The 14,044-nt window shown below is 74.0% G+C and carries 13 protein-coding genes and 1 riboswitch; of the genes, 3 read left to right on the top strand and 10 right to left on the bottom strand.

What is annotated here, in order from left to right; all coding sequences use genetic code 11:
• Nucleotides 1-21 precede the first annotated feature (21 nt).
• From PS467_RS13295 to PS467_RS13270, 6 genes are all read right to left on the bottom strand, one after another.
• Nucleotides 22-822, bottom strand: coding sequence for an ECF transporter S component (locus tag PS467_RS13295; protein WP_311039842.1), 801 nt, complete (start codon nt 820-822; stop codon nt 22-24).
• Between the two features lie 191 nt (nt 823-1,013).
• Complete coding sequence (locus tag PS467_RS13290) at nt 1,014-2,636, bottom strand: ABC transporter ATP-binding protein (protein ID WP_311035449.1); 1,623 nt, start codon at nt 2,634-2,636, stop codon at nt 1,014-1,016.
• Nucleotides 2,633-3,991, bottom strand: a complete 1,359-nt coding sequence (locus PS467_RS13285) for an energy-coupling factor transporter transmembrane component T (protein WP_311035448.1) — start codon at nt 3,989-3,991, stop codon at nt 2,633-2,635. The genes PS467_RS13290 and PS467_RS13285 overlap by 4 nt, the downstream gene beginning before the upstream one ends.
• A 50-nt stretch (nt 3,992-4,041) precedes the next feature.
• The gene (locus tag PS467_RS13280) at nt 4,042-4,689 is read right to left on the bottom strand and encodes an SCO2322 family protein (RefSeq protein WP_432280740.1); all 648 of its coding nucleotides are present in this window, start codon (nt 4,687-4,689) and stop codon (nt 4,042-4,044) included.
• A gap of 158 nt (nt 4,690-4,847) precedes the next feature.
• Nucleotides 4,848-6,146: an SCO2321 family membrane protein gene (locus PS467_RS13275; RefSeq protein ID WP_311035447.1), complete on the bottom strand. Its 1,299-nt coding sequence runs from the start codon at nt 6,144-6,146 to the stop codon at nt 4,848-4,850.
• A gap of 167 nt (nt 6,147-6,313) precedes the next feature.
• A riboswitch (cobalamin riboswitch) is annotated at nt 6,314-6,388 on the bottom strand.
• A 20-nt stretch (nt 6,389-6,408) separates the two neighbouring features.
• Nucleotides 6,409-6,981, bottom strand: coding sequence for a GNAT family N-acetyltransferase (locus tag PS467_RS13270; protein ID WP_311035446.1), 573 nt, complete (start codon nt 6,979-6,981; stop codon nt 6,409-6,411).
• A 125-nt stretch (nt 6,982-7,106) separates the two neighbouring features.
• On the opposite strand from PS467_RS13270, the gene PS467_RS13265 reads away from it, so the two are divergent.
• On the top strand, nt 7,107-7,571 hold the full coding sequence (locus PS467_RS13265; protein WP_311035445.1) for a protein-tyrosine phosphatase family protein: 465 nt from the start codon (nt 7,107-7,109) through the stop codon (nt 7,569-7,571).
• A gap of 76 nt (nt 7,572-7,647) precedes the next feature.
• Here the strand turns inward: PS467_RS13265 and PS467_RS13260 are convergent, their stop codons facing one another.
• Together PS467_RS13260 and PS467_RS13255 are read right to left on the bottom strand one after the other, a co-directional pair.
• Nucleotides 7,648-9,210, bottom strand: a complete 1,563-nt coding sequence (locus tag PS467_RS13260) for a cytochrome P450 (protein WP_311035444.1) — start codon at nt 9,208-9,210, stop codon at nt 7,648-7,650.
• Nucleotides 9,211-9,349: 139 nt separating this feature from the next.
• Nucleotides 9,350-10,426 carry a Strvi_7410 family MBL fold metallo-hydrolase gene (locus PS467_RS13255; protein ID WP_311035443.1) on the bottom strand — a complete coding sequence of 359 codons (1,077 nt, stop codon included), beginning with the start codon at nt 10,424-10,426 and terminating at the stop codon, nt 9,350-9,352.
• 112 nt (nt 10,427-10,538) lie between these two features.
• Here PS467_RS13255 and PS467_RS13250 point away from each other — a divergent pair, with 112 nt between their 5' ends.
• On the top strand, nt 10,539-12,005 hold the full coding sequence (locus tag PS467_RS13250) for an aldehyde dehydrogenase (protein WP_311035442.1): 1,467 nt from the start codon (nt 10,539-10,541) through the stop codon (nt 12,003-12,005).
• Complete coding sequence (locus tag PS467_RS13245; protein WP_311035441.1) at nt 12,005-12,238, top strand: ferredoxin; 234 nt, start codon at nt 12,005-12,007, stop codon at nt 12,236-12,238. The genes PS467_RS13250 and PS467_RS13245 overlap by 1 nt, the downstream gene beginning before the upstream one ends.
• Before the next feature lie 182 nt (nt 12,239-12,420).
• On the opposite strand, the gene PS467_RS13240 is transcribed toward PS467_RS13245, so the two are convergent.
• Both PS467_RS13240 and PS467_RS13235 read right to left on the bottom strand, forming a co-directional pair.
• Nucleotides 12,421-13,041, bottom strand: a complete 621-nt coding sequence (locus tag PS467_RS13240; RefSeq protein ID WP_311039840.1) for a response regulator transcription factor — start codon at nt 13,039-13,041, stop codon at nt 12,421-12,423.
• Nucleotides 13,042-13,341: 300 nt separating this feature from the next.
• The gene (locus PS467_RS13235) at nt 13,342-13,956 is read right to left on the bottom strand and encodes a TetR family transcriptional regulator (protein ID WP_268971701.1); all 615 of its coding nucleotides are present in this window, start codon (nt 13,954-13,956) and stop codon (nt 13,342-13,344) included.
• Nucleotides 13,957-14,044: the final 88 nt, after the last annotated feature.

Raw genomic sequence — 14,044 nt, 5'->3', positions numbered from 1 at the left:
CATCGCGCCGGGCCCGCCCGGTCACCTGTCCTCGAACGCCACCGGCGCCTCGAACGCGGCCCGGCGCGTGGCACGCCGCAGCGCTCGCAGCACCGGTCCGCCGAGGGTGAGGGTGAGCACCATCGTGACCACGGCGCGCGGCAGGTCCCAGCCCAGCGAGGTGGCCAGACAGTACGCCACGAAGCGGGCCAGGTTCTCGTCGAGCGGATCGCCGGGGACATAGGAGATCCCCGAGGCCATGCCCTGCAGCAGGGCCCAGCCCTGGAGGTTCATCGCCGTTCCATAGGCCACGGACGCCACCGCCCCGTACCCGGCCAGCAGCAGCGACTCCGCCCGGCCGCGCAGCCGCGCGGCGCCGGGCAGCAGCCCCGCGCCCATCGCCACCCAGCCCATCGCCAGCATCTGGAACGGCATCCACGGCCCCACCCCGCCGGTGAGCAGCGCGGACGCGAACATCGACACGGCGCCGAGGACAAAGCCGAAACCCGGGCCCAGCACCCGCCCCGACAGCACCATCAGGAAGAACATCGGCTCGATCCCGGCCGTCCCCGCGCCCAGCGGCCGCAGCGCCGCCCCCGCCGCCGCCAGCACCCCGAGCATCGCGACGGCCTTGGCGTCCAGACCGGTGTCCGCGATCGTCGCCACCACCACGGCCAGCAGCAGCGGAAGCAGCGCGGCGAACAGCCAGGGGGCGTCGGCGGCATGGGTGGTGATCCCGGAGTCGCCCGGTGCGAACAGCGGCCAGCCGAAGGCGACGACGCCGATCGCGGAGACGAGGGCGAGCGCCGCGACCGAGCGCGGGCCGAGGCGTACGGCTCGCAGGGGTGCGGCCGTCCGCGTGCGCGCACCCTGTTTCTGGGTGTCCTGTTTCTGCGTGTTCTTCTTCTGTGCGGCCTGTTTCGGTGCGTCCTGCTTCCGTGCGCCCTGCTTCCGTGCGTCCTGTTCCCGTACGGCCGTTGCCTCGTCGCCGTGCCGCTCCTCGGGCCGGTGCGGCCCGCTGAGGGGTGTCCCGCTCACGGCGCCCCCTCCAGCGCCTCGCGCACCTGCCGCACCGTCAGCCACGGCAGCGGCGCCAGGACCTTGGCCACCTGCGGGGCGAAGGCGGGGGATGACACCACGACCTCTGCCGTGGGCCCGTCCGCGACCACCTCGCCCTCGGCCAGGATGACGACGCGGTGCGCGAGTTCGGCCGCCAGCTCCACGTCGTGGGTGGCCAGCACGATCGCGTGGCCGTCCGCCGCCAGCCCCCGTACCACCTCCACCAGGCGCGCCTTCGCCGCGTAGTCGAGGCCGCGCGTCGGCTCGTCGAGCAGCAGCAGCGGCGGACGCGCGGTGAGGATGACGGACAGGGCCAGCGCCAGCCGCTGCCCCTCCGACAGATCGCGCGGATGGGCGGTGTCCGCCACCTCCGGCAGCAGCCGGCCCACCAGTTCACGGCAGGTGCCGGGGGCCGCGCCCGCGTCCTGGTCGGCCGCCGCGCATTCGGCGGCCACCGTGTCCGCGTAGAGCAGATCGCGCGGCTCCTGCGGTACCAGGCCCACCTGGCGCAGCAGTTCGGCGGGGCGGGTGCGGTGCGGTACGACCCGGCCGGGGCCGACCCGTACCGACCCCGAGGCGGGTTCGTGCAGTCCGACCAGGCTCGCCAGCAGCGTGGACTTGCCCGCCCCGTTGCGCCCCATCAACGCCACGGTCTCGCCCGGACGCACCGCCAGGTCCACCCCGCGCAGCGCCTCGACCCGGCCGTGCCGGACGGACAGCCGCGCCACCTCGGCCACCGGCTCGCCCGGCGGCGGATCGGCCACCGACCGGGGGACGAGCGGTGCCAGCCGCTCCCGCAGCGGGCCCGCCCCGCGGCGCGCGTCCCGCACGGACAGCGGCACCGGCGACGGCCACCCCGCGAGGCCGCCCAGCGCCACCACGGGCGGCTGGACCGGCGACACCGGCAGCAGTTCGGCCGGTGGGCCGGTCAGCGGGGCGGCGCCGGGGGAGGGCAGCAGGATCATCTGGTCCGCGTACTGCGCCACCCGCTCCAGCCGGTGCTCGGCCATCAGCACGGTGGTGCCCAGGTCGTGCACCAGCCGCTGCAACACGGCCAGCACCTCCTCGGCCGCGGCCGGGTCGAGCGCGGAGGTCGGTTCGTCCAGGACCAGGACGCGGGGGTGGGTGGTGAGCACCGAGCCGATCGCCACGCGCTGCCGCTGCCCGCCGGAGAGCGTGGCGATGGGGCGGTCCCGCAGCTCGGCCAGGCCCAGCAGGTCCAGCGTCTCCTCGACCCGGCGGCGCATGGTGTCGGGCGCGACGCCGAGGGACTCCATGCCGTAGGCCAGTTCGTCCTCGACGGTGTCGGTGACGAAGTGCGCGAGCGGATCCTGCCCCACGGTGCCGACGACATCGGCCAGTTCGCGGGGTTTGTGGGTACGGGTGTCCCGGCCCGCGACGGTGACCCGGCCCCGCAGGGTGCCACCCGTGAAATGCGGTACGAGACCGGAGACGGCGCCCAGGAGGGTCGACTTGCCGACCCCGGACGGGCCGACGAGCAGACACAGCTCGCCCTCGGGGACGGTCAGGTCCACCCCCGCCAGGGCGGGCCGCGCCGCACCGTCGTAGTGGACCGACACCTGCTCGAAACGGATCACTGCGTGGCCTCCTCCTCGGAGCCCGCCTCGGCTCGCTCGTTCTTCTGCTCGTTCGTCTGCTCGTCCTTTGGCCCGTCCTCTTGCTCGGTCCCGCCGGGCGGGGTTTCGCGTTCCGGGCGCCATCGACCCTGGCCCCTGGCCGGTCCGGTGGGGGTGCCGTCCGCCGGAACCGGCTCGCGGGCCGGGGCCGGGGCCGGCCCTGGGGCCGGAGGCGGCGCCGGGGCCGCGACCGCCGGGAGCAGCCCCAGCAGTACGCCCGCCGCCGGCCACAGCGGCAGCGTCGGGGCGGTGAGCGGGACGACGGACGGCTGGAGGGCCTGGGGGGCGTACGAGGCGGCAGCGATCACCAGCGCCGCGACCGCCGCCCCCGACCCCGCCACCAGCCACGCCCGCACACCCCAGCGGTCCGGGCGGTAGCGGCTGCGCACCGTGCGGCGGCCGCCCAGCCACAGTCCGCCGAGCGCGGCGGCGAGCCCGGCCAGCAGCAGCGGCAGACCGTAGCCCGCGCCCTCGGCCGCGAGCAGGCCGTACGTACCGCAGCAGACGCCGAGCAGCCCGCCCAGGGTCAGCGCGGTGGTGGTACGGGCGACGGCGGGCGGGACCTGGGCGGTACGGCCGTAGCCGCGCGCGTCCATCGCCGCCGCCAGGGCCACCGACCGCTCCAGCGCGCCCTCCAGCACCGGCAGTCCGACCCGCAGCAGCGCCTTCACCCCGCGGTCGGGGCGGCCGCGCAGCCGGCGGGCGGAGCGCAACCGCTGGACGTCCGCCACCAGATGGGGGGCGAAGGTCATCGCCACCACGACCGCGACCCCGGCCTCGTACAGCGCGCCGGGCAGCGACTTGAGCAGCCGCGCCGGGCTGGCGAGCGCGTTCGCGGCGCCGACGCAGATCAGCAGGGCGGCCAGCCGCAGCCCGTCGTACAGCGCGAACACCAGCCCCTCGGCCGACACCCGGCCGCCGATCCGCACGCCCTGCGCCCAGTGGGGGAGCGGGACTTCGGGGAGGGTGAGGAGCACCCGCGTACCGGGGATCGGCGAGCCGAAGAAGACCGCGAAGAACAGCCGGATGGCCAGCACCACGAGACCGAGCTTGAGGAACGCGGTGTACGAGCGGGCCCACGGGGCGTCCGTACGGCGCACGGCCACCACATAGCCCGCGACCGCGATCAGCAGGCCGAGCAGCAGCGGATTGGTGGTCCGGGACGCGGCCGTGGCCAGCCCGAGCGCCCACAGCCACCAGGCCCCGGCGTGCAGCGCGCCGCCGCTGCGCGGGGAGCCGGGACGGGAGCCGGGGCGGGCGCCGGAGCGGCGTGGCGTGGCGGTTCCGTGCACGGTGCGCGGTGGCGTGGCGGTCATCCGCGTGCCCCTCCGCGCCCACGCGCTCGCCCGCGCACTCATCCGGGTCCTCATGCGCGACGGCGGCGCGCCTGCCACACCGCCGCGGCGCCGAGCAGGACCACGGCGGCCAGCCCGCCGATCAGCCCGGCGGAGGGGCCCGAGTCGCCGTCCGCCGTGTCGCCGTCGCCCTTCGGGACGGCGTGGGCGTCCACGGAGCTGCTCACCTTCTCACCGCAACCCGACTCCGGATATCCGGCGATGGCGCACAGCAGCGCGGCGGAGTTGTAGCGCAGCGGCTTCGCGACCGCCGCGAGCGCCTCCCCGGCGGTCGCGTCCTCGCCGACCCGGGCGCACTCCGTACGGGGCGCGGGCGGGGTCCGGTGGTCCGGCGCGTCGGCGGCCGTGCCGAAGTCGAGGACCACCGCGACCCGTTTGGTACCGCCCTTGGCCGGGGTGCCGGCGCAGACGGCGGCGAAGTCGGCCGTGCCGCGCGGCCGGGTGGCGTCGTCGGAGTCCTCGCTGACCGCGAACCGGAAACCGATCGTGTCGCCGTCGCCGGGCCGCGCCGACGAGGGCCCCTGGACGGCATAGGTCCAGCCGCCACGGTCCCCGCCCCGCTGCCAGAACGACCAGTAGCGATACCCGTCGACGGCCTGCGCGGGGGCGGCGCCGAGCACCGCGCACAGGACGAGGACGGGCAGCAGCAACCGGGCCACGCGGGTGCGGGGGGTGAAGGGCGCGCGGGTGCGTGGGGCCGAGGCCGTGCGGGGGCGCCGTGCCCGTGCCGTGAGGGCGTACCGGAACCACGCCGCGCGGGTGCGCTGGGTCAAGGCCGTGTACGCGCGGGAGGTCGGGGCCAGGTATGTGCGCGGGGTCAAAGCTGCTGCTTCTTTCGGCCGCTGAGCAGGAAGCCGATGCCCACACCGGCGATCGCGCAGACCCCTACGGTCCACCAGACGCCGCCGATCCCGCCGCTGTCGTCCTTCTTCTTCTCCTCGCTCTTGCCGTCCCCGTCCGACTCCGCGCCCGCGGCCGTCGCTTCGGGCTTGGGCCCGGTGGCGTTCAGCTGCTGTACGAGGTCGGCGCCGCCGAAGTCGTGCGGGTCGGCTCCGGCCGCGTGGGCCGCGAGGATCAGCTTGGCGAGCGCGCCCGGATCGCCCTTGGCCCAGGCCGCCGTGCCGCTGTCCTTGCCCTGGAGCCACTGGAGCGGCTTGCCCGCGACCGCGCTGTGCTCCCCGGCGGCGAGTGCCACGATCGCGTCGGCGGTGCCACCGAAGTCGGGCTGGTCCTCGGCGCCGGGCAGCGCGGACTTCAGGTGCGCGCCGGTGTCGGACATGACGCGGGACAGATGGGCCAGCGCCGCCTCGGCGGCCGCCTTCGGCGTACCCGCCTTGCCCTTTCCGTCCGGCTTTCCGTCCGATTTTCCATTCGTGCAGCTCAGCGGCTCGGGATCGGCGCCGTTGTCCTTGCCGACGGTCTCGAAGACGAAGCCCTTCCCCTGGGCGGCCAGTGCGGCGCTCGCGGTGGCCAGCTCGTTGGCGACCGGCTTGCCCTTGGCCGCCGTGTACGCGAACGCCCCGCGTTCCTCCGCCTTCGCCGAGCAGTCCAGTTGCAGGCCGAGCAGTGCGTCGTACGGGGTCTTGCCGTCCTCGCCCGAGCCCGAGGTCAGTTCCGCCGGGTCCTGACCGGTGGCGGCCAAGGCGCCGATCGCCGCCGAGGTGGAGTTGGCGTCGCTCGGGCCGCCCGGGTTCATGCCCCAGCCGCCGTCGTCGTTCTGGTGGCGCTTCAGCCAGCCGATGCCCTTCTCCACGACCTCGGCGCGCCCGCCCACCGCGGCCAGCGCCTGGACCGCCGCCGAGGTCGCGTCCGTGAACTCGCCCTTCTTCGGGTCGCACGCCTTCGAGGTGTCCGCGCGGTACGCCGCGAAACCGCCGTCGGCGCAACTCTGCCCGGCCAGCCAGTCGATGGCCGACTTCGCCGGGGTGACGCCCACCGCGTCCTGGGCGAGCAGCGCCAGCGACTGCCGCCACACCCCGTCGAACTTCGGGTCCTTGGCGCCGTAGAGCCCCTCGGGACGCCCGGCCGACCCGTCGTCGGCGACGGCGGCAGGCGCGGCGGCCACGCCCAGGGCGGCGCACAGGGAAAGGGCCGCCACGCTGCGGCGTATGTTCATGGCTTGGTGCCTCTCGGTCGGTGAACGGGCGTACGCAGCCGCGCACGGCCGTCCATCCGCCCGCGGAACGCTCCGCGACACGGCTGGCACCCGGCTCAGCTCCGCATACCTCGACGGTGCCGCCGCCGGTCCTCCGGCGGCGGGAGCCTGCGTCGTCGCGCCCGCCCGGGTGTTCCGGCTCGTACGCCCCGCGGGGCGCGCTCACGGTTGCGGGTCAGCGCCGGAATCGCACCGGCTTCCCCCGATCGGACGCGTATGAAGTTTACGGACAGTTTATGCGGCGACTTGTCGACCGCCCTCGGCCACCCTCGCCGGCCCGCCGCTGCCGGTCGCCCCGGACGAGGGTGAGGCAGCGCGTCACGGTGCCGTCGTCCTCCTCGATGTCGCGGCTGTGCGCGAACCCGAGCCGGGTGAGCAGCGCCAGCGACGCGCCGTTGGCCGCCGTGACCGTGGCGTGCACCTCGTTCAGCCCGAGCGCGCCGAAGCCGTGGCCGACGACCGCCACGGCCAGTTCCGTTCCCAGGCCGCGCCCCCACGCCTCCGGCACCAGCGCGTAGACGATCTCGTGGCCGCCGACGGCCTCGGCCGGCTTGATCTCGGCGTGGCCGACGTACCGGCCGTCCTCGCGGACCGCCCAGACGTCGAACAGCCGCCGGGCGTAGACCTTGGTGAAGACCCGCCCGAACAGCGCCCGGTCCTCGGCTTCCGGGGCGGGCCTCCCGTCCCCCATCCAGCGGGACACCCGCCGGTCCTGGAACAGCGCCACGAAGGCGTCCTCGTCCTCGGGCCGGTACGGCTCGAGCAGCAGGCGCGCGGTGCGCAGCGTCGGTGTCATGCGCCGCGACGCTATGCGGTCGCCCACCGGCCCGGCAATCCGATACCGATAACGCCGTCTCAGCCCGCGCCGCGGGTTTCCGCATCCGGAACACGGCAGAAAGGCTTCTCGATAGCCTCGCCCCCATGACCCATACCTGGGAGCCCACGGGGGCGGGTGTGCTGCGGCTGCCGTCGGGCCGGCTCATCCGGGGGCGGGGGCTGCGCCATCCGCTTCCGGAGGGGCTGCTGCCCACCTTCGCGCTCTATCTGCTGGGCCGCCGCCCACCGGCGGTGGAGTGGGAGCACCGCTGGGTGCGCTGGCCGGACTTCCGGCTGCCCTCGGACCGTCCCGCCGCCGCCGACGCGCTGCGCGAGGCATGGGAGCGGGCCGGGACCGAGCGCGTCGAGGTGGCCTGCGGCGGCGGCCAGGGCCGCACCGGCACCGCGCTCGCCTGTCTCGCGGTGCTGGACGGGGTGCCCGGCCGGGAGGCGGTGGCGTACGTCCGCGAGCACTACTCACGGCGCGCGGTCGAGACGCCCTGGCAGCGGCGGTTCGTCACCCGCTTCGACCCCTCTCACCACACCGAGGGGCCTGCTCAGCCGGGCTGACCGGGCCGACCTGGCCGACCGGACCGAACGGGCCGGCCGGCCCGCCCGGTCGGCCGTCGTATCGGCCGCCTCTCGGCTATCCGCGGCGCCACCACTGGGCCAGGGACTGCCACCAGCGGCGCCGGGCCTCGTGCTCGGCGCCGGGTTCCGCTGCCGTGCCAGGGGCTGCCGTGGCGGTGGCTGCCGTGGCGGTGGCCGCCGTGTCCGGTTCCGGCGCGGACGCGGTCCCACCGGGACCGTCCTGCGGCGGGTTCTCCCCGGCGGCGGGTGTGGCGGCCGCGGGCGCCGTGCCCAGCACGGCCCCGGCGCCGATCGCGCTCGCCGCGGCGGCCATCTCGGCCAGTGCCTCATCGGACTTGGCGGCGGTCCGCGGGAAGCGCACCGGCAGCGAGGCCAGGGCCCGGTGGAAGGGGCCGGGCCGCCACTCCAACTGCTCGACCGGCACGGCCAGTTCGAGGTCGGGGAGGCGGTCGAGGAGTTTCTCGATGGCGACGGAGGCGATGACCTGGGCCGGGTCCTTCGCGGGGCAGGTGTGCGGGCCCGCGCTCCACGCCAGATGGGCGCGGTTGCCGCGCCGGTTCGCCAGCAGGTACGGGTCATTGTTGGCGGCCGTCAGGCTGACGACGACGGGTTCGCCCTTGGCCAGCCGGTGTCCGTCGACCGTCACGTCACGGCGCGGGTAGTGGACGCAGAAGTTGGCCAGGGGCGGGTCCTTCCACAGCATCTCGTTGAGCGCGTCCTCGATCAGCATGGTGCCGCCCGTCAGAGCGCCCGCGAACCGTTCGTCGGACAGCAGCAGCAACAGCCCGTTGCAGATCAGGTTCTGCTGGGGCTGGGTACCCGCGCCGACGAGGACGACGATCTGGTGGACCAGCTCCTCGTCGGTGAGCTGAGCGGGATGGGCGATCAGCCAGGACGTCATGTCCGGTCCCGGCGCGGCCCGTTTGCGGGCGACGAGCTCGAAGAGGGTCTCCGTCAGCAGCGTGTTGGCCTGCTCGGAGTCCTCGGTGATCTCGAAGAGCGCCGAGAGCGCCCTGACGAGCCGGTCGCTCAATTCCGGCGGACAGCCGAAGAGCTGGTTGAAGACGAGCAGGGGGAGCCGGGCGGCGTACTCCTTGAGCAGATCCGCCTCGCCCTTGGGGCCGAAGAGGTCGATGAGGAAGTCGGCGCTCCGCTCCACGTAGCGGTGCAGCGCGTGGATGTCCAGCCGGTCGAGGGTGTCGGAGATCGCCGACCGCAGCCGGTCATGCGCCTCGCCGTCGCTGCACAGCGCGTTCGGCCGGTACATCATCATCGGCACCACGGGGTTGTCCAGGGGGATGGTGCCGTCGGCGAGGGCCTGCCAGTGGCGCGCGTCCTTGGAGTACGTCTCGGGGCTGCGCAGGATGTCCAGCGCGGTCCGGTAGCCGGTGACGAGCGAGACGGTGACGCCGGGCGCCAGCTCCACGGGGGCGATGGTCCCGTGTTCCCGCAGCCGCGCGTAGGTGGCGGCCGGGTCGGCGGCGAACTCGGGGCCGTGCAGCGACTCGAGCCGTCCCCCGGCCGGGGCCTGGCCGGAGTGCGCGGGGCAACCCGGGGGCGGTGTCGGGCCGGCTGCCGGGCCTGGAGTGGGGGCGGAATCGCGGGTGGGGCTCGTCACGCGTGCTCCTGCTGGTACGGGGTGTGTGGGCCAGGCCGGGTAAGGCTGGGGTCCTGCTTCCGGATCTCCGCGACGCGGTGGAGATCCGGAAGAAGGACCCTAGCCCCCGGCCGGAAGGACCGGCACCCTCATGCGTCACTCATATCGCCTGGTACCGCACGGGATTGCTGCCCGGCACCGCTTCCGCCCTGCCCAGCTTCACCAGCCGGCGCAGGTGCGCCTCCGCCTCCGAGACCGCGATGGTGCGGGAGCCGTGCGGGATCTGGGCCCAGGGGCGGTTCCACTCCATGGCCTCGGCCAGCTGCCACGGCGTCAGCGGGCGGTCGACCAGCAGGGTACGCAGCCCCGCCAGCCGCTCCTCGTGGTGGCGCAGCAGGGCCCGCACCCGGCCCGGGGCGTCGGTGAAGGCGTACTGGTGGGCAGGGAGCACCTCGGCCGGGTCGAGGGCGATGACGCGTTCGAGGGAGTCGAGGTAGTCGCCGAGGGGGTCGGTGACGGTGGCGTCGTCGGGGTCCTCGTACAGCCCGATGTGCGGGCTGATCTCGGGCAGCAGATGGTCGCCGGAGAAGAGCCGGCCGTGGCCGGGCGCGTCCTCGCCGGCCGCCGGGTGGGTCTCTTCGAGGTGCAGACAGACATGGCCGGGGGTGTGGCCGGGGGTCCAGATGGCGCGCATCCGGCGGCCGGGCAGATCGAGGAGTTCACCGGGGACGATCTCGCGGTCGGGCTGGGCGGGGCGGCCGCGCGGGAGGGCGGCGGCGCGGCCCGAGGCGCGGGCCGCGCGCAGCGGGGCCAGGTGGTCCTCGGGGGCGCCGACGACGGCGAGCTTCTCGGCGAGGTAGTCGAGCCAGCTGGTGGGCTCGGCCTCGCGGGTGCGGCGGACGACCTCGGCGTCGGCGGCGTGCATGGCGATCCACGCACCGGACGCCTCCCGCACCTGGCCGGACAGCCCGTGGTGGTCGGGGTGGTGATGGGTGACGAGGACGCCGTGGACGTCGGAGACGGAGGCGCCGCAGGCGGCGAGCCCGGCGGTGAGGGTGTCCCAGGCGGTGGGGTCGTCCCAGCCGGTGTCGATCAGGACCGGGCCGCGGTCGGTGTCGAGGAGGTGGACGAGGGTGTACCCGAGCGGGTTGTCGGGGATCGGGACCGGGATGCTCCACACCCCGCCGCCGTGCTCGGTCACCCGCGCTACCTGCGTCCTCCGCGTCCCCCGCGCCATCGGCGCCCCTCTCCTCGACACAAGCATTGCCCACTATAACCGCAACTGGTATCAGTTCTGATGCTGCGTCAGATTCGGCGTCAGATCGGGGCGAGTGGCGGGAGGCTCGACGATGAGCGACCTCATCGAGCACGGACAGCTCTTCATCGGCGGCGCGTTGGCCGATCCGGCCGGTACGGACGTGATCGAGGTCGTCTCGCCGCACACCGAGGAGGTCATCGGCCGGGTGCCGCACGCCTCCCGGGCCGATGTGGACCGGGCGGTCGCGGTGGCGCGGACGGCGTTCGACGAGGGGCCCTGGGCCCGGACGAGCCTGGACGAGCGGATCGCGGTGGTCACCCGGATCAAGGACGCCATCGCCGTACGCCATGAGGAGATCGCCCGGCTCATCAGCGCGCAGAACGGCTCCCCGTACTCCTGGAGCGTCCTGGCCCAGGCGCTGGGCGCGATGATGGTGTGGGACGCGGCCATCACCGTGGCCCGCGACTTCGTCTACGAGGAGCGGCGGGCCGGGGTGCTCGGCCCGCTGCTGGTGCGGCGGGAGCCGGTCGGGGTGGTCGCGGCCGTGGTGCCGTGGAACGTGCCGCAGTTCGTGGCCGCCGCGAAGCTGGCGCCCGCGCTGCTCGCGGGATGCTCGGTGATCCTCAAACCGTCGCCCGAGACGCCGCTGGACTCCTACCTCTTGGCGGAGATCGTGGCCGAGGCGGGGCTGCCCGAGGGGGTGCTGTCGATCCTTCCGGCCGACCGCGAGGTCAGCGAGTATCTGGTGGGCCACCCGGGCGTGGACAAGGTGTCGTTCACCGGCTCGGTCGCGGCCGGCAAACGGGTCATGGAGGTCGCCTCGCGCCGGCTGACCCGGGTCACGCTGGAACTGGGCGGCAAGTCGGCCGCGGTGATCCTGCCGGACGCGGACCTTGAGACGGCCGTCGCCGGGATCGTGCCCAACGCCTGGATGAACAACGGACAGGCATGCGTGGCCCAGACCCGTATCCTCGCGCCGCGCGCCCACTACGACGAGATCGCCGAGCGTCTGGTGGCCGCCGCCTCCGCCCTGGTCGTCGGCGACCCCCTGGACCCGGCCACCCAGGTCGGGCCGCTGGTGGCGCGGCGGCAGCAGAAGCGGTCGCTGGACTACATCGCGCTGGGGCAGCGCGAGGGCGCCAAGGTGCTGACCGGCGGCGGCCGCCCGAGGGCCCCGGAGACCGGCTGGTACGTGGAGCCCACGCTCTTCGGCGACGTCGGCAACGACATGCGGATCGCCCGTGAGGAGATCTTCGGCCCGGTCATCTGTCTGCTGCCGTACGGCGACGAGGAGGAGGCGGCCCGGATCGCCAATGACTCCGACTACGGTCTGTCGGGCTCCGTATGGACGGCGGACGTCGGGCACGGCATCGACTTCGCGCGGCGCGTCCGCACCGGCACCTACTCCGTCAACACCTTCAGCCTCGACATGCTCGGGCCGTTCGGCGGCTACAAGAACTCCGGTCTGGGCAGGGAGTTCGGCCCGGAGGGGTTCTCCGCCTATCTGGAGCACAAGATGATCCACCTGCCCCAGGGCTGGGACGGGGAGCCGGGCTGATGGGGGACCGCTGGCGGATCGAGGTGGACCGCGGCGTGTGCATCGGCTCGGGGATGTGCGCCGCCACCGCCCCCGGCGCCTTCCGGCTCGACGGGGCGCGGCAGTCGCATCCCACCGAGCCGGAGGCCGACGCCTCCGAGCCGGTGCTGGCTGCGGCCGAGGGCTGTCCGGTCGAGGCAATCGCCATCCGGCTGACGGACACGGGTGAGCAAGTCTTTCCCCCCGACGAATAGCGCCACGAGGGGTGTTGCGACGGGTGTGCCGGTGGGCGCTGCGACGGGTGCGCCGACGGGCGCCCCGGCCGACGCCACGACGGGCACCCCGACCGCCACCGCGACGGGTGCCCCGACAGCCACCCCGACCGGCGCCATGACCACCACCCCGAGCGGCGTCCTCGGGTCGTCGCCGGTCCCGGTCAGACCCACCCCGCGACCTGGGATATGCGTATGGCGTCCACGCGGTTGCGCGCACCGGTCTTACGGGTGATCGCGGCCAGGTAGTTGCGTATCGTCCCGGTGGACAGGTGGAGCGTGCGGGCGATTTCCGGGATGGAGGCGCCGTCGGCGGCCAGGGACAGCACACCCAGCTCGCGTTCGGTCAGCGGGATCTCGGCCGCTTGGAGGAAGCCGTAGCCCAGGGCCTCGTCGACATAGCGCTCCTTCCTCGCCACCTGCCGGATCGCCTCGATCAGCCGCTGTGGCGGGGCATCTTTGTCGACGTAGCCGAGCGCGCGGGCCTCATGGGCGCGGCGCAGCGGACCCGGTCGCTCCGCGTTGACCAGCACCAGCAGTCCGCACTCACCGCCCTCCCCGGAGACGGAGGCCACGATCTTCCCCAACTCGCCTTTGCGGGCCGCCCGGTCGGAGGCCGGGCAGTCGGCGTCCACCACGCACACATGCGGTTGTAAGGAACGGGCTCTGCTACGCGCGTCGCGCCAGGAGCACGCGGCCGCCTCGATGTCCGGTTCGGTCCCTAGTAAAGAGGCCAGGGCCGACCGCAACAGACCTGAATCGTGTACCAGAAGTAACCGGATCACGAATTTCTCCACCCCCCACGATGCTGTTCTCTTGTTGCGCGCCGTTGTGGCTCTGTCGCGCGCCGTTCATGAATACCGGGATTGGGCAGGGCGTGAACGCGGAATTTGAGCCAAGAGGGGGCGCAAGGGCGCACAAACCACACCCGGAGGCTTTAAGGGGCGCAGAGTTTGGCCCGTGCGCCCCTATGTGCACATCGTGTGTGGTGGGTGCGCGAGTTATGTGTGATCGGTGCGTGACGGGTGTGCAATGGGTGTGCGGTCGGTGGGTATTCCGTGTGCGCCGGTGCGCGATCCGCCCGGCTAGCGGGCCGGAGCGGGGGCCGTGAGGTCGATCAGATGGCAGACGGTCTCAATATCGATCTTGACCTGGGCGATCGAGGCGCGCCCCGAGAGCCAGGTGATCAGCGCCGAATGCCAGGTGTGTTCGATGACCCGGACCGCGGAGAGCTGCTCGGCCGTCGGGGCGTCCGGCAGGCCCATGGCGTCGAGGATGATCGCGGTGGTGAGCCGGGAGACCGTGTCCACCTCCGGGCTGACCGACCGGTCGGCGAAGGTCAGGGCGCGCACCATCGCGTCGGCCAGATGGGGTTCGCGCTGGAGGGCGCGGAAGGCGCGCATCAGGGTCTGGGCGACCCGGGCGGCCGGCTCGTCCTCGGTCGGCGGCCGCTTGCGCAGCGTCTCGTGCATGTGCTGCAACTGGTCCTGCATCGTCGCCACCAGCAGATGCACTTTGGAGGGGAAGTAGCGGTAGAGGGTGCCGAGCGCCACGCCGGAGTTCTCGGCGACCTCGCGCATCTGGACCGCGTCGAAGCCGCCCCGGCTGGCCAGCCGGGCGCTGGCGTGCAGGATGCGTCGGCGGCGCGCCTCCTGCCGCTCGGTCAGCTGAAGGGTGGCCGGCTTGACTTCTGCGGTCATATGTCCCACTTCGGAGGTATTGCGTCTGCGGGTCGGCGGCAAGCGGACATCGTGCATGGCGGCAGGACCGGAACCGGGCCTGTGAGCC

Source organism: Streptomyces luomodiensis (assembly GCF_031679605.1).
GTDB lineage: Bacteria > Actinomycetota > Actinomycetes > Streptomycetales > Streptomycetaceae > Streptomyces > Streptomyces luomodiensis.
This window is presented reverse-complemented; position numbering and strand designations above follow the sequence as displayed.